Here is a 20,923-nt window from a genome sequence, read left to right as displayed (position 1 = left end):
GCGAGGAGCGATGAAGCGATAGCTACACATATCGCTACATAACCGTCCGAGCGCCTAGATCGGTTATCATGCATCTTAACTGCTCTGCACATCCATGATGGTTGGGGCCAGCTCTCGAAAGAAGCCGCGATTGTCGGCGGCAGGATAGAGTTGCAGTTGCGGCAACAGAATGACAGGTAAGATAGTTCCCGGGATTGCAGGGGGAGGAATCTTGCCTCTTCCTTACGCTTGAAAACACGTGCTAGAGGCTGCACCTTCCCGGGCTGGGTGTCTGACGTCCGTCGACTGTGATGTTCTTTCGGCCGTCATGCGACATACTTACAACGCGAGTATTCTAGGCGGCGAATGTTGAAGGAGATACCAGGACACGCTGTGTCGCCGGAAGTCGGACTGGCGACCCCGCCGCGCCTCTCGGTCGTCATTCCGAACCACAATTACGCAGCTTACGTGGGATCCGCGATCCGCAGCGCGCTGGACATACGATGGCCAAACGTCGAGGTGATCGTCGTCGATGACGGGTCGACGGACCATTCACTCGACGTCATCCAGGAATTTACAGACGAAGTCACAATCATCAGCCAGGCGAACGCCGGGCAGATGATGTCCTGTGTGAATGGCTTTCGCAGGTCGTCCGGCGATATCATCATTTTTCTCGACTCGGACGATGCCTTGCATCCTGATGTGATGACGGAGATCGTAACGGTCTGGTCCAAAGCGGCGAGCAAATATCAGTTCCAGATGCGCGTGATCGATGCCGGGGGGCAGCCGACTGGAAATGTTCTGCCGCAGTATTTCTCCCGTCCGGCCTCGGAGGACGTCCGCAAGTGGATGGCAACCACAGGCGCTTATCCGACGCCGCCCGGATCAGGAAATGCCTACCCAAGATGGTTCGTCGAGCGTGTCTTCGGCTTTGAATCCGACTTCGTTGATCGGGCTCCGGACAGCTATCTTTTGGCGGCCGCTCCTGCGTGTGGCGAGATCGTGACGATCACCAAGCCATTGGCAGATTACCGGGTGCACGGCCTCAATCACGGGGCCTTCCTTCAACTGGATGATACCCGCTTTGCGAGAGAGATCGATCTCACGCGAAGGCGGTACAAATTCTTCTCGGACATCGCGCGCACGGAGAAGTTTTCGGTCGCGCCAGATGCGCTCAAGCGCAATTTGATATTTCTTTGTTTGCGGACAGCGTCGTTCAGGCTTCGGCCGGACCTTCATCCAATCGCAGCGGATAGTTCAATGAGCATCGCAGTCGATGCGCTTGGAGCGGCTGCGTCGCCGCAAGGTTTTTCAAGATCGCAGCGCATATCGTTGCTTGCTTGGATCTTCTGCATCCTGATGAGTCCACGGTACTTTCGTCGTGACCTAGTGAGTTTGCGGTACGTGCCCGGCCAGCGGCCAAAATGGTTGCGCACTTTGCTCGGTCGATTCCGCATCATTCGATGATCGCGGACCGGGCTGGGACACCTCGGTCAGGGGCAGCTTTGGGACGGATCGACCACAGGCCGGCACCTGGCGGTTGCGACCATACGCACAGCATTGCCATCATGATCAGAAATGGAGCCATGGCGAGGTTGCCGCCTCCGAGCTGATAGCAAGCCAGCATAGTCAATGCTAGCATCGAGTTGTCTTTCCTGAATATCGAGAGGACGAGATAGAACAAGAAAATCAGTAACCCGATAATGCCATAATCCGCGACGAGCTTGAGAAGGGGATTTCCGCTGCCGCCAAAGTAGGCAGGCGACCGTTCCAATCCGCCGGGCCCGGAGCCGATAAGAACTCTGTCGGTCTGAAAGAGATATTCCCAGGTCTGTAATTGCGCGACGTAGCGAGCATAGCCGCTCGACTTGGTTGAACTGAATTCATCAAGCCTACTAACAATGGGATCAAAAGGTTCCGGTGCAACGAGGTACGTTGTGCCGAGCATTAAGGCAACGGCCGCTCCGATGGCGATAACCCGTAGTGATTTGAGAGGAGCAATCACAGGATAGACGCCGAGGGACACGACGAGCACCAGCAGGCCCGATCCGGACCGAGTGAGGACGTACGAGACGGCGTACAACGGAAGATAGGCCAGTCGCCGCAAAAAGAACACATCGACGACCACGCCTATGGCGAGCAATTGGGATAACGCTCCCGGTTCCATCGGAAAAAACCCGTTCGCGCGCCGATTCAAAGACCCATAAAATTCCACCGCATTTTGATTGTAAGCGGATTCGACGAGGACCGGATCGAGCGCCGGGATTGCATCCTTGAACGAGAAGATGCGTATTCCGCCAAACTGGAGAACGATCTGGACGATTGCCAGAACCGCGCACAGGCGAACATAGAACAGGAAGACGGGAAGCACCGCCTCGTTCGAGAACCTCGTCGAGGGTCCAAACAGGAAGATCGAGTTTGTGACGAGAACCATCGCAAGTGATGCGGGGCTGATCTCGACGCCGCGATCGGGGGATTCGACTGCGGCGACGGCGCTGAAGAGAAACCAGACGACGACGAGGCCGAACGCAAGAGTCTGCGGCGCGCGAATGCTTACCAGATTGACCCACCATCCCCACGCGACAAGCGCGAAGAAACCGAACAGCGAAAAGAAGATCTGTCCGGTTCCGATGAGGAGTCCAAAACGCTGCATGCAAATGCACAGAATGAAGGCGATATGCGCGAAAATGACGCTGTTGGTCTCGTCGCTTGACGCTGCTGTAGCGCGCTTGTTAGACGAGGCTCTGGCTGGGAATGTGTCGAGGCTCACCATGTTAGTACTCGTCGATTCCTGTTTCTTGGCGCCTCGGTTGGTGGGTGCGTCTGGGCACAGGGCAACGATCGCGGTCGACCTTGGTCTCGCTCGTGAGGCTGTTCACCCTCTATACTAGAGCCTATAGCGACTTCCCACATGGAACACGGCGCGAGCGCAAGATTTAACCCTCACGTTCATGGTGCCAGAGGTCTGTTTTGCCTCATGGTATTCGTCTATCACGTTGTTCACTCCGGACTCCCGACGTTCGATCTGTTTGCCGGGGGGCTGTTGGGGGAAGCGCTGCAGACCGGAAAATTCGGTGTCGAGTTCTTCTTCGGCATCAGTGGAATCGTCATTCTACCAAGCTTGTATCGTGCATCCTCGGTCTTGACCTTTATGCTTGATCGCTATGCGAGGATTCTCCCTGTGCTCTGGGCGAGCGTGATCGCGATCGCGATTTTTGGCTGGCTTTCAGGAAAGGGCCCAAGTCTGCTGCTAGTTGGTGCAAATCTGTTGGCGCCGCCTCCATTTATCGAAATCGTCCAGATCAATCCCGCCGCTTGGTCGCTCGGATACGAATTCCTGTTCTATGGAGTATGTGCCGTCGTTTTCCTCATCAGCCGCATCAGTCGACCGCTGGCGCTGGCATTGGCCGCCAGTTCGCTGATCTTGCTCGTGTACTATCCCCGCGCGCTCCTGATGATCGGGGGCGTGCTCATTGCGGAGAAGTATCTCTCGTCGACCTTGTTACAACACCTGGCCAAATACCCAGCGATCTTCTTCGTGCTATTTCTGACTGTCTGGAGAGGCCTCGAGCTTGTCAGCGCAACGGACTATGTGGGCTTTGTTACGCCGGCCTATCTGTCATTCCGCGACTGGATCTCTGCTTTCCCATTTGTTGTTCTTGGAGGCGTCTTTGGGACCATTTTCCTGCTGGGCATGTCCCACGGCAACGGGCTGTTCGGAAGAATGCTGCGTTGCCAAGTTATGCAGTGGCTGGGAACGATCAGCTTCAGTTTTTATCTCTGGCCTCCCATCGTCATGGCCGGAGTCAAGCTGATCATGTACCGGGCGGGCATGGTCAATGCATTGGGGGAGGGATCGCAATTATTTTTCCTCCTCGTTTCGCTTCCGCCGTCCCTTATCATTGCGACTATCAGTCATCGCTTTCTTGAAGTGAAGGTGACGAGACAGATTCGAAAAAGGTTCGACAGGGGCTTGGAAGCAAGGCCGGAACTCCGGCCGATGATCAAGCGCTCGACAGCGCTCAAGGAGGGCGCCTAATCAGGCAACAGTCAAATGTTCTTGATTGTTCGACAAAGTCACGCCCCAAAACGATCGCAAGTTGAATGTCTAATCGGGAAAAAGCCGCAGAGCCATGCGCTTGATTGTGCTGGCTCGCGAGCAGCTTCACTATTGCCATCGTCTTTGCGCGTGGGGCCGGCACAGCGTGTCGCAGCCGGGACTAACAGCCGAACCGAAAGGATCTCGTTGATGACCGCAGTCGTGCGCAGGCAAGTTCTTTGCGCCGCCTCACTCCTTTTTGCACTCGGATCCGCAACGCCGGCCTGGTGCGCCGGCTGGGAGCTGGTGTTTTCGGATGAGTTCAACGGCGACAAGCTTGATCGAACCAAATGGGCCACACGATACATCTACAACAACGAAACGATGGATCGTTTCAACGATGAAAAGCAACGCTACCGCGACAACCACGTGGTGTCAGAAGGTGCGCTGAATCTGACCGCAAAAAAGAATGAGGGGACGGACACGTTTGATTCCGCGATGATCCGGAGCCATCAGACGTTCTACTACGGCTACTATGAAGCGCGGGTCTTTCTTCCGAACGCGCGGGGATCGTGGCCGGCATTCTGGCTTGAGGCCGATTACGATATCGATGGAAAGTTCTGGCATCCGCCGGAGATCGACATTTTCGAGTACGTCATCAACGGCGTGGAAGACAAGCCGAACATGCTGCACTCGAATGCTATGAGTAAAGATAAGTGGACGCCGCAGTCCTATACATATGTGGACAGCTCATTCGTGCTCAGGTTTCAGGACCTAGTTAGCAAGGAGGATCTGAACAAGGACTGGCATATTGCCGGCTTCGTTTGGGCTCCCGACCGCATTTCATTCTTCTGGGACGGCCGTCTCATCTACACGCGCATGTACCAGTGGCTCAGAAAGGACGGCCAGCTCGGGCCGCCGGCGCATATCGATCTCAATTACGCCGTCGGCGGAGCAGCCTGGGCCGGCCGTCACGGGATCGATGATGCGGCTTTCCCGCAGACGTTCAAGATCGACTACGTCCGCGTCTGCCAGTTCACGTCCTCCGAGCAGGGGAGCCGAAAATGCGGTCCGAGCGACGTGACACCGGATCCGAGTGAATTTGGATATAGGGCGGCGCTCAACGACATGCCCAAGCCGACATTCCTCAACGTTACGAATGTGGTAGCGGACAAGAAGCCGGATGCGGGGGTATTGTCGCTGAGCACGACCGATCCACTCAAGATCGAAATTCCGATCAAGATCCCGGACGACTATCCGACAAATCGAACGCTCCATGCGTACGTGTTCGATGCAACAACCGGCGCCATGGTCGCATCTGCAAAGAAGCCGCTGCAACAGGTCTCTCGCAAGGAAGGAGGTGTCAGCGTGGCCGAATTCGCGCTGCCGGCCGTGCCGCGTGAAGGAAACTACCTGCTGGGCAGCAAACTGACAGCTGAAGTCGCGGGCGAAGTTGGCCCCAAAGAGGTTCCCGTTACTTGCGACACCACGGTTGTCCAGCCCAAAAAAGCCAGATCTTGCCGTCTATTGTCGCTGCATGTGCGCCGCTGATCGGAAGTTGCATCCGGCGTGTGCGCACCTCTTTGTGATCTGGGTCCTGAGTACCGCTGATTGCGATCGCTCGCTGTCCGAAGATCGGTCTGAAGTTTGCTTTGGCTGTGGTAGGTGACCCGTCGTGCGGGCTTGCCCATGACGGCCGGTGTCTCTTGAAATGGTAGTGGTCCATGAAATCAAAGGTTCGCGACGTCAGGCAAATCCTGCGGGCTGCATTGCGCGGCAGCCCGAGCCGGCTTTGTGATCATCGCACGTGGCGAAGTGAGCATCCGCATACCTGGCTGACTGCCGTCGAGGGAGAGGTGCTGGCGCGGAAGGCGCCGATTCGATTCGGCAGCCGCGATGCAGGGTTCGGTGAAATCGTTGAAAATAGAATGCCCGAGTTGGGCATTCTCCGCCTGGACAAGGCTCGTATCCTCGGTCCCGACGGCTGGCTCGTGACCGAGGATGGAACACTGCTCTACGAGAGCTCCTGGTACGGATCGTCGTTTTCGCGCCACCCCCGATCAATTGCCTACGGCACCGCGCTGCCGCTAAGCGGCACCTGTCTCTCGCTGGCGAGCGATTTTGCCGGAGGAAACTATGGGCATTTCCTGCTCGATTGTTTGGGACGCCTAGCGCTCTTTCGGAAAAGTGGCTTGTCGCTCGATGATGTCGATTATATCTATTTGCCGAAGCCCGCGTCCGGAACCGCAGCCAAACTCGTTCGCCGGCTTGGAATTCCAATGCACAAGTGCGTGTGGGCTGGCCAGGGGGATATTCAGGCCGACCTCGTGATCGGCACGTCGTTTCCAGGTTTGCGGCGGAACTATGCGCCGTGGCTTACGGAGTTCTTCCGCTTGCAGGTGGCCAAGTCGCCGCTTCGTCACGACAGGCGCGTATATGTTCCGCGCAAGGGGCAAAGGAAGGTCGCCAATGAAGAAGAGCTGATGCCTGCACTGAAAAAGTTCGGATTCCAGATTTACGACTTTGATGACGTCGAGGATGAAGCGGCGTTTTTTTCGGAATGCTCGATTGTCGTTGGCCCACATGGTGCGGGCCTGACCAATCTCGTATTCTGCTCGCCTGGAACGAAAGTGCTGGAACTAATCCCCTCAGACCACGTGCACCCCTACTACTACACGATCGCAACGTCCGCCGGCGCCGATTATTCTTACATCGTCGGGGATAGCCAGGGAACGCGCCTGCCGGGGGCGTTTGGGCCCAGTCCATTCGATTTCGAGGTCGCGCCTGACATCTTCGAGCGCGCACTGGAGGCCATCTGTCAATGAACGAGCGTTGAAAATGGTCGCTACTGGTGCGCGTACGGCGCTCCCTTTGTCGAAAAATTCAATCGCCATCGGAGCTGCCTGGATCGGCGTGAGCCGGCTGGTGGTTGCCAGTCTCGGCTTCCTGAACACGCTCATCCTGGCGCGAATGCTCACGCCGGAAGATTTCGGCTTGGTTGCTGTCGCGACGGCCATCATTGCTGTTCTGACGTCGATGACTGAACTGTCCCTGGCATCGGCGCTGATTCACCACAAGGATCCAAGTGAAGATCAATTTCACGCCGCGTGGACGCTGAGCCTGGCTCGCGCCTGCCTGCTCGCACTCTTGCTGTCGTTGCTCGCTTATCCGGTGTCATTGTCCTACGGCGATCGCCGTTTGATTCCGATCCTGTTGGTCCTGAGCTGTTCGATCATGATATCCGGCCTCCGAAACCCGATGCTAGCGATGATGCAGCGTCAACTCGTCTTCTGGCAGGAATTTGTGACGAGCAGCAGCCGGGCGCTTGCAACTATCCTCGTCTCTTCCGGGATCGCCATTTGCTTCAGGAGCTACTGGGCGCTGATCGCCGGGGCGGTAGTCGCCAACTTTATCGATGTCGTCGCCTCTTATCTGATCCAGCCGTTCCGGCCGAAATTCCGGATAAAGGGTAGCCGCTCGCTATTCTCGTTCTCTGTGTGGCTATCGCTCGGGCAGGCCGTCAGCACGCTGAACTGGCGTTTCGACCAGATTATCATCGGATATTTTCTCGGGAAATCCGCCCTGGGTGGATATGTGCTGGGCAGCGATCTGGCCGCGACGCCAACACGAGAAGCAACAAATCCGCTTGCCGGGACGCTGTTTCCCGCTTTCGTGAGGCTGAGAGACGATAAAGCCGCCCTTCAACGAGCCTATCTGTCGGCGCAATCAATGCTGTGTGCGATCGCCTTTCCAGCCGGGTTCGGCTTCGCGTTGATCGCCGATCAGTTCGTTCCGCTCGCGCTGGGTGATGCGTGGGCAGGCGCGACAATTGTGATCCAGCTCCTCGGTGGTGCAATTGCGTTGCATACGCTCAGCGCGACGGTGCAACCCCTTGGTCTGGCGCTTGGGCAGACGCGCAGACTATTTCATCGCGACGTTGCGATCCTGATCGTGAGGCTTCCTGTCATTGTTGCGGGCCTGTGGACAGGAGGGATAGTTGGCCTGCTCGTCGCTCGCGTGGCAGTTACGCTCGGCGGTGTGGTCTACAATATGGTCCTGGTCCGCGAATTGATCGACACTTCTGTCTCTCGGCAGCTTCTCGTGAATCTGAGGACCGCTTTGTCCACTTGCGCGATGATCATTGTCGGTCTTCTGACCAATTGGGCCTTCATTACATCTTTTGGCCATGAGTCTCACGCCTATGCTCGGTTGATCGCTGTCGTTCTCGTGAGCGCTCTTGCCTATGTCGGGTCACTCTTTGGACTCTGGCGAGCGGCAGGCGCGCCGGCCGGGCCCGAGCGTGAGATCCTGCGAATCCTCGGCGCAATCGCCAACAGGTTCGGGAAAACTGGGAAAATCGTCGATGAAAACCGAGCAGTCGGGTGAGCAATATGAATGAAAGGTCGAAGCGCCGCGTCGCGCTGATTACGGGCGTCACCGGTCAGGACGGTGCCTATCTCGCCGAGTATCTGATCGGCCTGGGCTACATCGTCCACGGCATCAAGCGGCGATCGTCCTCATTCAACACCGCCCGTGTCGATCATCTTTATCAGGATCCGCATGCCGGCAATGTGCCGTTCCTAATGCATTACGGAGACATGACTGATTCAACAAACCTGATCCGCTTAATGCAGCAGATCCGGCCAACCGAGATCTACAATCTGGCTGCACAAAGCCATGTGGCGGTCAGCTTCGAGAGCCCGGAATATACCGCGAACGCGGATGCGATCGGAACGCTGCGGCTGTTGGAAGCCATCCGTATTCTCGGCATGGAGAAGGAAACGCGATTCTATCAGGCGTCCACCTCCGAACTCTACGGCCTCGTGCAGGAGGTGCCGCAGAAGGAAACGACCCCCTTCTACCCGCGCTCTCCTTACGCGGTGGCGAAGCTATATGCCTATTGGATCACGGTGAACTACCGCGAGGCCTACGGCATGTTCGCCTCGAACGGCATCCTCTTCAACCACGAGAGCCCGATCCGCGGCGAAACCTTCGTCACCCGCAAGATCACGCGTGCCGTTGCCCGCATCGAGACGGGCCTCGAAGCGACGCTGTATCTCGGGAATCTCGAGGCCAAGCGCGACTGGGGCCACGCCAGGGATTATGTCGAAGGGATGCACATGATCCTGCAGGCCGATCGGCCCGACGATTTCGTGCTGGCAACCGGGGAGACCCGCTCGGTGCGCGACTTCGTGGAGCTCGCTTTTGCCGAAGTCGGCCGCAAAGTCGAATGGCGGGGCAAGGGCGTCGAGGAAACCGGTTTCGACGAAAAGTCAGGCAGGATCGTTGTGCGGATCGACCCGACCTATTTCCGTCCCACCGAGGTGGATCTCCTGATCGGCGATCCCAGCAAAGTGCGCGAGAAGCTCGGCTGGAAATCCAGGACCCCGTTCGCGCAACTGGTCAAGGAAATGGTGGCTTGCGATTTGCTCGAGGCCAGGCGAGAGGCCAATGGCAAGCACTCCATTTGAGCTGACTGGCAAGACCGTCTTCGTCGCCGGCCATCGTGGCATGGTTGGCTCCGCGTTGGTGCGGCGGCTCGCGGAGGAAAATGTCGAGCTGCTGACGGTGTCGCGGAGCGAGGTCGACCTGCGTGATCAGGCCGCCGTCGCTAGGTGGTTCGCTGCAAGGCGCCCACAGGCAGTATTCCTTGCTGCCGCCAAGGTCGGCGGCATCGTCGCCAACAATACGCTGCGTGCCGAGTTTCTGTACGACAATCTCGCGATCGCGACGAACGTCATTCACGCCGCGCATGTCAATCGATGCGAGAAGCTGATGTTCTTTGGCTCCTCCTGCATCTACCCCAAACTGGCGGTCCAGCCGCTGCGCGAAGAGTCGATGCTGACTGGCCCGCTGGAGCCGACCAATGAACCCTACGCGATCGCCAAGATCGCCGGCATCAAAATGGTCGAGGCCTATCGCAGCCAATACGGTTCAAACTTCATCAGTGTGATGCCGACCAACCTTTACGGTCGCGGCGACAATTATCATCCCGAATACAGCCACGTCGTTGCGGCGTTGATCCGCCGCTTCCATGAGGCCAAGACGTCCGGGGCGAAGAACGTCGTGGTGTGGGGCACTGGCACGCCGCGACGCGATTCCTCTTTGTCGATGATCTGGCGGACGCCTGCATTCACCTGATGAAGACTTACTCAAGCGGTGAGCTCGTCAACATCGGCACTGGCGAGGACATTGCGATAGCCGAATTCGCGCGCGTGGTTGCGGCGACAGTCGGCTATACCGGCGCGATCAGCTTTGACACCTCGCGCCCCGACGGCACCCCGCGCAAATTGCTCGACGTCGCCCGGTTGGCGAAACTGGGTTGGCGGGCCAAGACCCCGCTCGAGGATGGTCTCAAGCTGGCCTATCAGGCATATCTCAGCGGAAACCGGCAGGCGGGGGAGTAGGAAGCGCACTTCTGCCATTGCGGGCCAACGGTCGCGCATCTGCGCGCCCGCTGCCAGCGGCTGGCGCGATTCACCGGGGCGGCCACAGTGGCGATCACTCCGGAGCGAACCAGCATTTTGGCAGCACGACATCATCCCTGTTCGCGACGTTCTTCCTGTCGAGGTCGTGAGGAAAGCTTCTCGCAGGCGCCCGGCGAGAAACGCGGTCCTTACGCAAGAACGAGAATTCCATGATCGGCGGAACCTCGAAGTCCCTATATTCGACGGGTTTGAAGTAATTGTTCGGATGAATGTGTACGACGTCGAAGTGCTTGGTGATCTTCTTGAAAACAGCTCCGATGAGCTTGAGACCGATGGGATTGAGAATTCTGTCTAAGGAATGGAACTCGATGATCATCATCCTGAAGCGCTTCAGGTCGTTGCAACTTGTTTCGATGAGAACCTCGTATTCGCCGCCTTCAATGTCCATCTGGAGGATGAGATCGCCGCTCTGAGGGCCCTTTCTCGACATCCAGCTCTCAAGAGTCATGAACTTGGCGTTGTTTTCGTTTCCGAGGAATTTCTTTTCGAAATCGAGCAGGTCATTGTGGATCACGGGTGCATCCACCGAGAAGTCAGCGAGGAAACACGGGATGCCGCGTTCGGCAAGGCCGAGCTCGAAGTCAGAAACGTTGTAGACGCCCGGTGAAAAGCAACCGACGCAGCCCTCGAGGTCGTCCGGAACCAGATAGCCGCCATCAGCCGATCCGCCTAGTCGAATCAATTTCTTGTCCGTCACGACAGGGAAAAGGTCCCGGAAGAATTCCCTGAGCTCCTCCTCCTTTGAGGTGCCGGATATCATAAAGTCGTTATCAAGCAGGCGTGCCTTTACGTAGTCTTTCAACAAACCGATCATGCGGCTGACTCCTAACTCGCTAACGTACCTGGGTGCAGGCTTGCCGCAAGAAGCGGCATTCCCGTAGGCTCATTGCCTACGTTCGTTGCGATCAACACATTTGCCTGCCTTAAGACTTCAATAGATTCGATTCTTGTCATGAATATGTGCGGTATTAATCGGCAGCGTTGCCGAGACTTGCCTTTTGGCTGCTAAGCCGATCTATTCCGTGCTCTGGAACCCGGGTCAGCTTCCGCATCGGCGAGGGAGCACCGAGGGAGGCACGAGAGCGTGATAAAGGCAGAAGCCACCTGAGCGCGAAGGATCGAATAACTGACGCGGGAAGCTCGCAGCGCAAACATCCGGCGTTCTAGCTGGCAGCACGCAGATGCGTCGTTCGCTCAACCGTAGCGGGTACTTGGCGCAATGGCAGAAGTGGATTAATCGAATGGGAAGTTTTGCCGATGCATCGAACGCCGTTCGATGCTGTGATGCGACCGACGGGACCGAACTCAGGACGATGGCCAAAATTCCCATGAAGGATTCTCGTACACTGATTGCAGAAATGCAGGATGAGATCGAAAAGGTTATCGGGCCTCATCTGGAGGGTGTTGAGAATTTCGCGCTGGTGGATTTCCCCAACCACTCGAATGTGGGCGACAGCGCGATATGGTTGGGCGAAGAGACCTATCTGCAGAAAAAGCTAGGCCGAGCGCCGTCCTACGTCTGCACCTATGACACCTGGTCAAAGGAAGAGTTTGAAAGAGCCGTTCCTGTCGGACCTATCCTTGTCCATGGTGGGGGCAATTTCGGCGACCTGTGGCCCAGCCATCAGGAGTTTCGGCTCAGGCTTCTGTCGGAGTTTCCGGATCGCCAGATCATTCAGTTGCCGCAAACCATACACTTCTCCTCGAAAGCAAGTCTCAAGCGCGCCGCGGAGATCATCAACTCGCATAAAAAATTCCGGATTCTGGTTCGCGACGTGCAAAGTTTGAACATCGCGACAACGGAATTTACTGCGCCCGTCGACCTCTGTCCGGACATGGCATTCTGCCTGGGGGCGCAGAGCTCGCCAGCGGCAATAACCAGGAAATTGTTGCTGCTGCTCCGAACCGATCACGAGAGGGTGGAGCAAAAGCGTTTTCCGCCGCTCCCAAACTTTGCAGTTGTCGAGGACTGGCTCATCGAACAACGAGGCTTGGGAAAGTGGTTGTTTGTCAAGGCGCTGCTTGAGACGGCGCTCCTCGTGCTCAAGGGCAGGACGCCGTCGGAGCTCGACGTGCGCATTAAGTGGTTTCACCTTCTGGCATCGAACCGTGTAGCCCGTGGAATGAGGCAGGTTGGATCGTCGGCCTACGTGATCACGGACCGGCTTCACACGCATATCTTTTGCGTGTTGCTGAATGTGCCGCACTCGGTCCTTGACAACAATTATGGAAAAATTAGCACGTTCGTCGATGCGTGGAGCAAGCCCTTCGAAAAGTTGAGCCGGCCATTGAGCACGAGTGTGGACAGCGCCCTCGCAAACTTTCAAAATATTTGCCAGAGCAATTCGGCCCCGACGGATCAAGGTTGAGGGTCGAGCATCATCCCACCGTACGGGGGGTTCGCCCGATCGTGCGCGTGGACGGTGAACTTTGTCGTGCTCTCTGTCGTCTGGCCCGCATTATTTGCGCATGAGATTGTCAGGTTGCTGCCCCCCGTTGCCGTAGGGACGCCATTGATCCGTCCGGTGGATCGGTCAAAGGAAAGCCCCTGCGGCAGTCCTTTGACGGACAAGATCTTCGGCATCATGACGCCGACGTCGCACTCCCCATAGATGTCTTGGCGGAAGTTGTCGCCTACGGCGGCTGAAAGAGGGCTCGTCGTCATGTGCGGGCCGCGATTTGTGGAGAATCGCAGGGGTTCCATCGTTGAACCGTCAGGTTTGTAGCCATAAACGACAACATGAGACCGCCCGGCATTGCCCTTGCCGGCTGTGAAGTCCGCCTTGATCCTGCGCGACGCCGTATCGTACGAAATTCCTTCCGGGAATTGCGTAAACGTCGTCTGCTCCGTCATACCCGGTTCGGAGCTGTACGACCTGGACGAATTCGGTAACGCTCGCATCACCCCAGAGGGCCTTGGCGCTCGGCAGCACAATCTCGCCCTTGCCGTCGTAATCGACATTGAGATCTGCGACCGAAACCAGAGGCTTCCAATGCTTGACGCCTGCCGTCCGCCAGCCTCGGATCCAGTCGACATCGAGATAGGCCCCGGTCGCCGAGTTGGCCCACGCTGCGGCGTCATACGCCTCGCCTGCGAACGTGTTATTGAATATGTGTGACGTCAGCAGCACAAATGAAGGCATATTCTTTGTATTAGAATCCACGCCGGCAAACTGAGATCGAAGGTCGCCATCGACGTAGAGCTGGGTGTTTCCGCCGTTTCGAAAGACAAAGCTGAAGACGTGGAACGTGCCATCCATATAGTCGAATGGTCCGGCGCTGTTGTTGGTCGAGATTGAACCCGAGGTGTGGACGATATTGCTGAAGTGCATCCCTTGAGAGTTGCACTCCAGGTCCCACTCGTTGCCGGTTGGATTGAGCACGGGTGCGACCGAATAGGTCCAGAACGCGGGATGAAAGCCGGCCGGATTCGTAAGCCGGGGGCTGAACCGGGCACGTATCTCGATGATGACGGCGTTGGTGGTCGGGTAGTATGGAAAAACCCCGGCCGTATGGATCATCGCGGAGAGATGCGGCCGCACGCCTTCGGTGTTGGACCGGTCGGTCGGCGTAAGGAATGCCTGCTCGCGCGCGGTTGCCTTGCGCGCTCCGAGGCGCAGCACCGAGCCGGAGACCGACATGTCTTGCTTGAGACCGTAGCAACTTTCGCCAGGTGCATAGTCACTCGTCTGTGAGCAACCGTTGGTTCGATCCAAGGCGTCCGAATGCGGGCGGCTTTAGAAACAGCTGCAGATTTCGCCTTGCTTTACGAGACAAGAATGTGAAATGGCCAGCAGCATGGCAGCCGCCGGGCACGTGCTGCGTTCTTGTCAGCACAGACAAGTTCGCGGTAATCGTTGGAGATCACGTGCAATACGGTTCCCAATCAAGGTGTCGGACTGATCAATCAATGGGCAGCCCTCTCAGAATTGTGGCGATTAGTTTGGCCGGTTCCGTGCGCCGCGAGCGCGCGAGTGCGAATCTGGAATCGCTTGAGATTCCATGGACCTTCTTTGACGCCTTACGTGTGCCAGCCAAGGGGCTCCCGCAATATGATGAGGCGCTGGCCATCCGCCTTTGGGGCAGGGGCCTTTCACGTGCCGAGATCGGCTGCGCAGCGAGTCATATGAGCGTCATGGCGCAAGTGGCGGCGTCAGACGCCGACAATTCATGGACACTTGTGATCGAAGACGACGTCATTCTCGATGCTGGGTTCAGCTTTCAATTTCTTCCGGACATCTGCAAGGTTGCTGGGATCGGTTATCTCCGGCTGTATGGACGACACATGGCGCCCTGTAAGCACGTGGCTTGGCTGGATCAGCGGGAATTGGTGCGGTTTGAGCGTGCGCCAATGGGAACGCAGGCATATCTGATCTCTGGCCATGCCGCGCGTCGATTCATCGATAGCGTGACAACGATCCATCGGCCAATCGACTGGGAGATGGACCGCTTCTGGGCAAATGGCCTCCACAATTATGCCTTGTTTCCTTTTCCGTGTCTTGAGCTGACGCTGACATCTTCGATCGCAAAGGCCGCGGAGTCGGTCCGCGAGCCTACTGCGCTCGATAGAGCGGCGCGGTTTGCGTGGAAATCAAAGGAGTATGTTCTGCGCCTGACGGAAAATCTCCGTCTTCGCCAGTCCGACAGGCGGATTCGCGCCTGCCTCGCCGGCGCAACCAGTCTTTCCGGGCCAATGCCGGAAACAATTCGTACGATCGAAAGCGCGTAGTCGACGCCTGGTGGGCGTGGGACAGATCTGACGAGGCGGTTTGCCTTTACGCCATAGCCCCACTTAGTCGTCCGTTAAGAAGCCGGATTGATCGAGGCTGGCCGGGCGAGCGTGCGCCATAGCTGGGCCAGGAACAGGCACAAGAGATATCTCAGCCAGGCGAGGATGCGGCGGAAGTTGTGTCCGACGGCTGAGAGGACGACGTTGGCGGCATCGCCGGCGCGGCCTTTGAGGTAGCAGCGCCCGAGGTGGCCTTCCGCCTTCAGGTGTCCGATGATGGGCTCGATGGCGGAGCGGCGGCGCAGCTCGCGCTTGATGACACCGAAAACGCCGCGCTTCTGGCCGGAGATGAAGACGCGACGGGGATTTTGTGCGTCGTGGCCGCGGTATCCCTTGTCGACATAGGCCCGCTCGATCGGACAGCCGGTGAGTGTCTCGGTGCGGTCAATGACGTCCCGCAAGGTGTGACCGTCGTAGGGGTTGTCGGGCAGTGCGCTGGCGTGCAGCACGAACAGGCCACCGGGAGCCCGGCGGTTGTTGGTGACGATGGAGGCCTTCACGCCGAACTCGTAAGGCGCGCTGGCCTTGCCCTTGCCGATGCACTCCACTTCCGGGGCATGGAAGGAATAGAGCTTCCAGCCGCGCTGGCGCTGCTGCTGCGAGCGGATCTGCGTGGCCCGGCCGAGCGGGAGGGCGAACGCCTGCTCCAGTGCTGGCTGGCCTTCGATCTTGCGGCGGATGTCGCGGATGATCCGGCCCAGCCGGCTACGCAGGATACGCAACTGCCGCTGATGCCGCCTGAACTGTTTGGCATGGGCGTAGCGGCCGGCCATCATCGCGGCGGCCTTGGCGATGCGAGCATAGGATTGCCGCAGCCTGACGCCGTGCCTGATCGCCAGGCGGTTGAGCCCCTTGATGGCCGCATGCAGCAGCTTGGCATCGGTCGGAAAGGTGATGGCCTTCGGCTGCACCGTGGTGTCGACCGTAACCCGCTTGAGGTCCTGGCTGCGTAATGCACCGGCCTCGTGCGCTACCCGCAAGCTCTCGGCCAGCAGCAACTCCAGCTTGTCGCCAAGCCGCTTGCGCCAATGGCTCAGGTCCGAGCGCTCGTGCGGGAACGTGTGCTGAAAGAACTCTTCCCCGGTGAAGAACTGGAAGTATGGGTCATGGACCCAGCGCTCGCACACCTCCTCATCGGACAGCCCGTAAATGTGCTTGAGCAACAGCAGACCGATCATGAAGCGCGTCTCGATCCCGGGCCTGCCGTTCTCGCTGTAGAGCGGCGCGATCTCGCCGTCGATCCAGTCCCAATCGACCTTGCCGGCGAGCAGAACCAGCTCGTGCTTCATATTGATGATCTGGTCGAGCCGAGCCCGGAACAGATCGTTCGATCCCGTCGTCTTGTGCTTCTTCGGCCGCATCGTTCCCTCCGATGCAGACAAGGAATCATGCTTCCCGCTTCGAGGGAATCCACGAAAACCAAATCGCAAGGTTCTGACGCCCAAAGCATCAAAACCTTGCAATCTGGAAATGCCCCTTAGCCCAAATCGAGATTCCCGATCAGTGGCTTAGTCCTTCTTCACGGACGACCACTTAGGCGGGCTTGCGCCGGATGACGCTGCCGAACCTGACGAGCGGCCTCAGGAGTTCTGCCCTGTTGAAGCGGAGCATGATCAGCTGGTACGCAAGCCAGGAAGGGCTCAAGAACAGCCCTATGAACCAGGCGACATGAGAGGCGGCGGCGCGCCAATGTGTTGTCGTGGTCAGCGCGAGCCATATCCCACGGCGCAGAAGTGAACTCGATGTGTCCGCCTCCTGTCCAACATAGCGCAATCCCAACTTACGCGATGCGAGGCGATAGTTGACAAAAACGATCTCGTTATCGATCGGCCGTGCCGCTTGTACGTGCATAGACTTTCTGTCGCAATGCGCCTTCAGGATATCGAACTCTGCGACGCGGAACCCGATCTGCCTAGGAAAATCCGGAAAGCGCTGCGCCTGGCCTTTCGCGTCATTTCGGCTGATATTTCTGCCATGGAGCCGATATTGCCCGAGGGTTTCTTGCACCGTGACCACGTCTCCGTAAAGAGGCGCGATCGTGTTGAGGGCGCCGTCGTATCCGACGGGCGGATTGAGAGGGATGACCTGTCGAAGAAACCCTCGAGAGTACGCATTTCCCGACATGACTGGCCAGATGTATGTGCCCGACCGGACAAATTTTGCGTGCAGATCGTCTGGCGCGTAGGATTTAGGAAACGCACAAAACGAGCGCCCAAGTCGCCTGCCGGCGCTGTCAATGATGTCCAGATTGAATTGAACTTTCGAAATACCCTCGCGCCAGTGCGCAGCGACGTTTTCGACCGCCGTCGGCATCAGGATGTCGTCCGCATCGAGGAACAGCAGTACATCTCCTGTCGCTGCGCGATACCCAACTTCGAATGCTGCGATGTTGCCCTGATTTGCCTGAAGTATGGCTCGAATCCTGTCACCATAGCCGGCGATGATCTCGCGGGAACCGTCGCTCGACCCGTCGTCGACGACGACGATCTCGTCCGCCGAACGGGTCTGATTCAAGGCGCTGTCGATTGCCAATCCGACATACCGTTCGTAATTGTAGACTGTTATGACGATGCTGATCTTCAACGCGTGTCGCTCACGAATTTGCAGGTGGCAGAAGAGGCTATCAATCCATGCCTTGATGAGCCAGAAGTAATTTCACGCACCGCAAAGCATCGTTAGTGAGGCAATCGCATGAAAATCGCTCTGATCGATCCGTCACTGTTTACTTGGCCGTATGATCTTAAATTAGCCAAAGGATTGACCGATATTGGGCATGCAGCCAGCATAGTCGGGCGCCAACTTGGGCAGAAGCCTTCCGTTGATGAAGACCTGTTTCTTGACCGGCACTTTTATCCCGGATTGCAGTCGCGCTTTTTCAAGAGACTTCCACGCAACGTGCAACTGGGGCTGAAGGGCCTAAGTCACGCTGAATCAATGACACGGCTGATCAGGCGCTTCAGGAGGTCGCCGCCTGATGTGATCCATTTCCAATGGTCACCGCTCGCGATCGTCGACAGCCAATTCATTCCCAAGTTCAGAAAGGTCGCGCCAACGGTTCTGACCGTTCATGACTCGAATCCCTTCAATAACAATCCGAGCTCCCGGATACAGCGAATTGGCGCGTTCAAGATTCTTCATTGCTTCGACCATCTTATCGTTCATACGACCGTTGCACGCGATCGCCTGCTGCGCGTTGGCATCCCGGGCGAGAAAATATCCGTTATCGCACACGGACTACTGACCGATCATATCGCACGACCGGCCGACGAGCCCTCAGCCGGCGACGGGCGCGTTCAAATACTCCTATTCGGCAAGATAAAGCCCTACAAGGGCGTCGACGTCATGCTTCGCGCGCTTGCATTGCTTCCCCGAGAGGTCAGGGCACATTGCGTCGTGAAGATCGTGGGTTGGCCGGAAATGCCGATGGAGCCGCTGTTCGCGATGGTGAAGGATTTGCAGCTCGAAGACTATGTCGAATTCGACCTGCGTTTCGTTCCGGACGATGAAATGACCGCGCTGGTCGCGCGCGCCGACATCCTGGCTTTTCCGTACCGAGATATCGACGCATCGGGGGTGCTGATGCTGGCGATCGCGGCGGGACGTCCGATTGTCGCGTCGAACATTGGAACGTTTGCGGAATGGCTGAGCGATCGCGCAGAGGGAACGCTCGTTCCTCCAGATGATCCCGCCGCATTGTCCCGGTCGCTCGAGCGCCTAATTGATGATCCTGATTATCGAAACTCCAAGGGGCAAGCAATGCTGGATCTGCGCGACTCCGTGCCGACGTGGACCTCAATTGCCCGCCTGACCGAGGTCGCCTATGCGAAGGCGGGCCGGCGTGCGGGCGCACCGGCCAGCGCCCAGGTTCTGCAGGATTCAGGAAACTGAAGGGGTCATCTGCCAGGTGGTCTGGCGGATCGACAGGATGCCCCAGAAAAAGCCAAGTGCCCACGCGAAGTGCATCACGACAGCGGCCGGCAGGGCAAGCAGCCCGCAAATCGAGCGATGCTTTGCTGCAATCATCACCGCGGTAAGTGCAAGTATCGCCAGATAAGCCACCGGCAACGTCAACAGTACAGGTGCGAATGGAGACAGCACGATGGCGCAGAACGTCAACGCGGCGTGAGTGGGTACCAGGAACTGGCGCAGTCGCAACGATCCGGGATGCCGTCTCACGGTTCTCGATCGACCGCGACCGTAGTTGAAATATTGCTTCGCCAGGCTCAGAAAACCCGATCGCGGTCGATATGAAAGGCGGATGTCCGAATCCAGAAATATTCGGCCGCCGATTGCACGCAGCCGGCAGTCAAACTCCGCATCTTCGTTGTGAGTGAAGGTTTCATCGTAACCACCGGCCCTGCGAAAGGCATCGATGGTCATCGCTGCGTGATGTCCATGATCGACAAAGCCGCTTTGCTTTCCGCCGCGATGAGCCGATCCGCCCGAACCGACCTTTGTGTCCGAGACCCAGGCGACGGCCTTTTGCAGGCAGCCGTCACCGCGCGAGTCCATGGGGACCACGACCGAGTCGGCTCGGCGTTCGTCCAAGGTCTTGAGGAGGCGCGAAACATAGTCCGTCGGATACTGGCAATGGGCGTCACACCGCACCAGGACCTGCGCCGCAGCACCATAGACCTGTACGGCTAGATTGACCCCGGCACTCTGCAGCCGCTGCGGATTGCGCAACAGATGGACGCCGGCAAACTCCTTGACGAGCTGGCGGACAATGTCAGCCGTCCCATCGGTGCTGCCGCCATCTGCAACCACTATTGTGCGATCTTCATGAAGGCTGTCCCGCGCCAGGTTACGGACAACGGTTTCGATGTGGGAAGCCTCATTCAAGACCGGTACGACAATCAGGACTTTTCTGGTCACGGTTTAGCTACCATCTTGCGGTTTTTGCTCATTGCGTTAGCAGTTGCGGTATTGTTCTTTGATGCACGCCAACGGACGTGTCGACGGTCAGTTAAAACAATGGCCAACTCGTGACCTGTCGCTCTCTTGTTGCCTCGATCAGCGACCATGCCTTAAAATGGGCGATCTATTTGGGTGGATACCGTGTTGCGGATCGCCTGAAGATCGGCGTCAAACCTGACCGGAGCGATATGTGAAATTTGTTGTCGCCGTCTTCGCGTTGGTGCTCGCGGTATGTCATCCTGCATCGGCTGATCCGATGACACTTGATTTTTCATGGCACGGGGCACGCGGCTGTATCACACTTTTCCCAAATCCCGAGATCCGCCTGAGCAATGTTCCCGTGGGCGCCACGTCGATGTCACTCACACTGGCGCAAGGCGCCCGGGAAATGGGAGGCCAGGATGTTCCGGTTCCCCGTAACGGCGTTGTGCCGTTTGGGACGGTCCGGACATTTGGTCCTTGCAAACCTGGAATGTACGAATGGACCGCTCTGGCGAAATCATCGACAGGGCAGGTTCTGTCGGAAGCGCATCAAACGCGGTTCTATCCCGCGGATGACGCTGCCACGATGCAATAGTTTCATAGCAATACGCGCACCAAGGGCACCGCTCGCGGCTAATCCGACACGAGGGCCGGAGCGTATTTGTCGGTTTTGTCAAACGTTGCTGCCTAAATTCGATGTGACGAAAGTGTCGGGGCCTTGCAACTGCG

Annotated in this window: 17 protein-coding genes and 1 pseudogene; 11 read left to right on the top strand and 7 right to left on the bottom strand. The window is 57.6% G+C overall.

Features of this window, described 5'->3' with window-relative positions; translation table 11 throughout:
- Positions 1-372 precede the first annotated feature (372 nt).
- On the top strand, positions 373-1,446 hold the full coding sequence (locus LPJ38_RS34170) for a glycosyltransferase family 2 protein (protein ID WP_158644831.1): 1,074 nt from the start codon (positions 373-375) through the stop codon (positions 1,444-1,446).
- Here LPJ38_RS34170 and LPJ38_RS34165 read toward each other — a convergent pair.
- On the bottom strand, positions 1,436-2,752 hold the full coding sequence (locus LPJ38_RS34165; RefSeq protein WP_145642994.1) for a hypothetical protein: 1,317 nt from the start codon (positions 2,750-2,752) through the stop codon (positions 1,436-1,438). The two genes, LPJ38_RS34170 and LPJ38_RS34165, sit on opposite strands and share 11 nt — an antisense overlap.
- A gap of 204 nt (positions 2,753-2,956) precedes the next feature.
- Here LPJ38_RS34165 and LPJ38_RS34160 point away from each other — a divergent pair, with 204 nt between their 5' ends.
- From LPJ38_RS34160 to fcl, 6 genes and pseudogenes are all read left to right on the top strand, one after another.
- Positions 2,957-4,018, top strand: a complete 1,062-nt coding sequence (locus tag LPJ38_RS34160) for an acyltransferase family protein (protein ID WP_158644832.1) — start codon at positions 2,957-2,959, stop codon at positions 4,016-4,018.
- 210 nt (positions 4,019-4,228) lie between these two features.
- A complete protein-coding gene (locus LPJ38_RS34155; RefSeq protein ID WP_158644833.1) occupies positions 4,229-5,569 on the top strand; it encodes a glycoside hydrolase family 16 protein in 1,341 nt (446 codons plus the stop codon).
- Between the two features lie 173 nt (positions 5,570-5,742).
- On the top strand, positions 5,743-6,843 hold the full coding sequence (locus LPJ38_RS34150; RefSeq protein WP_145643000.1) for a glycosyltransferase family 61 protein: 1,101 nt from the start codon (positions 5,743-5,745) through the stop codon (positions 6,841-6,843).
- A 13-nt stretch (positions 6,844-6,856) separates the two neighbouring features.
- A complete protein-coding gene (locus LPJ38_RS34145) occupies positions 6,857-8,404 on the top strand; it encodes a lipopolysaccharide biosynthesis protein (RefSeq protein ID WP_145643002.1) in 1,548 nt (515 codons plus the stop codon).
- 5 nt (positions 8,405-8,409) lie between these two features.
- Positions 8,410-9,489, top strand: a complete 1,080-nt coding sequence (gmd, locus tag LPJ38_RS34140) for a GDP-mannose 4,6-dehydratase (protein ID WP_145643004.1) — start codon at positions 8,410-8,412, stop codon at positions 9,487-9,489.
- A pseudogene (gene fcl / locus LPJ38_RS34135) lies at positions 9,470-10,425 on the top strand (GDP-L-fucose synthase). The gene gmd and the pseudogene fcl overlap by 20 nt, the downstream one beginning before the upstream one ends.
- Before the next feature lie 94 nt (positions 10,426-10,519).
- Here the strand turns inward: fcl and LPJ38_RS34130 are convergent.
- Positions 10,520-11,320, bottom strand: a complete 801-nt coding sequence (locus LPJ38_RS34130; protein ID WP_145643006.1) for an FkbM family methyltransferase — start codon at positions 11,318-11,320, stop codon at positions 10,520-10,522.
- 427 nt (positions 11,321-11,747) lie between these two features.
- Here LPJ38_RS34130 and LPJ38_RS34125 point away from each other — a divergent pair, with 427 nt between their 5' ends.
- Positions 11,748-12,875 carry a polysaccharide pyruvyl transferase family protein gene (locus tag LPJ38_RS34125; protein ID WP_158644834.1) on the top strand — a complete coding sequence of 376 codons (1,128 nt, stop codon included), beginning with the start codon at positions 11,748-11,750 and terminating at the stop codon, positions 12,873-12,875.
- Here the strand turns inward: LPJ38_RS34125 and LPJ38_RS38380 are convergent.
- Positions 12,866-13,090 (bottom strand): Ig domain-containing protein, encoded by a 225-nt coding sequence (locus LPJ38_RS38380; RefSeq protein ID WP_430640298.1) that lies wholly within the window; start codon positions 13,088-13,090, stop codon positions 12,866-12,868. The genes LPJ38_RS34125 and LPJ38_RS38380 overlap by 10 nt on opposite strands.
- A 130-nt stretch (positions 13,091-13,220) precedes the next feature.
- Positions 13,221-14,147 carry a LamG domain-containing protein gene (locus LPJ38_RS34120; protein ID WP_145643013.1) on the bottom strand — a complete coding sequence of 309 codons (927 nt, stop codon included), beginning with the start codon at positions 14,145-14,147 and terminating at the stop codon, positions 13,221-13,223.
- A gap of 269 nt (positions 14,148-14,416) precedes the next feature.
- On the opposite strand from LPJ38_RS34120, the gene LPJ38_RS34115 reads away from it, so the two are divergent.
- Positions 14,417-15,235 (top strand): glycosyltransferase family 25 protein, encoded by an 819-nt coding sequence (locus tag LPJ38_RS34115; RefSeq protein WP_145643015.1) that lies wholly within the window; start codon positions 14,417-14,419, stop codon positions 15,233-15,235.
- 74 nt (positions 15,236-15,309) lie between these two features.
- Here LPJ38_RS34115 and LPJ38_RS34110 read toward each other — a convergent pair whose 3' ends face one another.
- The gene (locus LPJ38_RS34110) at positions 15,310-16,656 is read right to left on the bottom strand and encodes an IS5-like element ISBj5_B family transposase (RefSeq protein ID WP_011084757.1); all 1,347 of its coding nucleotides are present in this window, start codon (positions 16,654-16,656) and stop codon (positions 15,310-15,312) included.
- A gap of 172 nt (positions 16,657-16,828) precedes the next feature.
- A complete protein-coding gene (locus LPJ38_RS34105) occupies positions 16,829-17,878 on the bottom strand; it encodes a glycosyltransferase family 2 protein (protein ID WP_158644823.1) in 1,050 nt (349 codons plus the stop codon).
- A gap of 108 nt (positions 17,879-17,986) precedes the next feature.
- Between LPJ38_RS34105 and LPJ38_RS34100 the strand changes: the two genes are divergently transcribed.
- A complete protein-coding gene (locus tag LPJ38_RS34100) occupies positions 17,987-19,183 on the top strand; it encodes a glycosyltransferase family 4 protein (RefSeq protein WP_145642899.1) in 1,197 nt (398 codons plus the stop codon).
- Here the strand turns inward: LPJ38_RS34100 and LPJ38_RS34095 are convergent.
- Complete coding sequence (locus tag LPJ38_RS34095) at positions 19,172-20,170, bottom strand: glycosyltransferase family 2 protein (protein WP_145642901.1); 999 nt, start codon at positions 20,168-20,170, stop codon at positions 19,172-19,174. The genes LPJ38_RS34100 and LPJ38_RS34095 overlap by 12 nt on opposite strands.
- 232 nt (positions 20,171-20,402) lie before the next feature.
- Here LPJ38_RS34095 and LPJ38_RS34090 point away from each other — a divergent pair, with 232 nt between their 5' ends.
- A complete protein-coding gene (locus LPJ38_RS34090) occupies positions 20,403-20,789 on the top strand; it encodes a hypothetical protein (RefSeq protein WP_145642904.1) in 387 nt (128 codons plus the stop codon).
- The last annotated feature ends 134 nt before the right edge of the window (positions 20,790-20,923 follow it).

The sequence above is a fragment of the Bradyrhizobium daqingense genome, from assembly GCF_021044685.1.
In the GTDB taxonomy this organism is placed as follows: domain Bacteria; phylum Pseudomonadota; class Alphaproteobacteria; order Rhizobiales; family Xanthobacteraceae; genus Bradyrhizobium; species Bradyrhizobium daqingense.
This window is presented reverse-complemented; position numbering and strand designations above follow the sequence as displayed.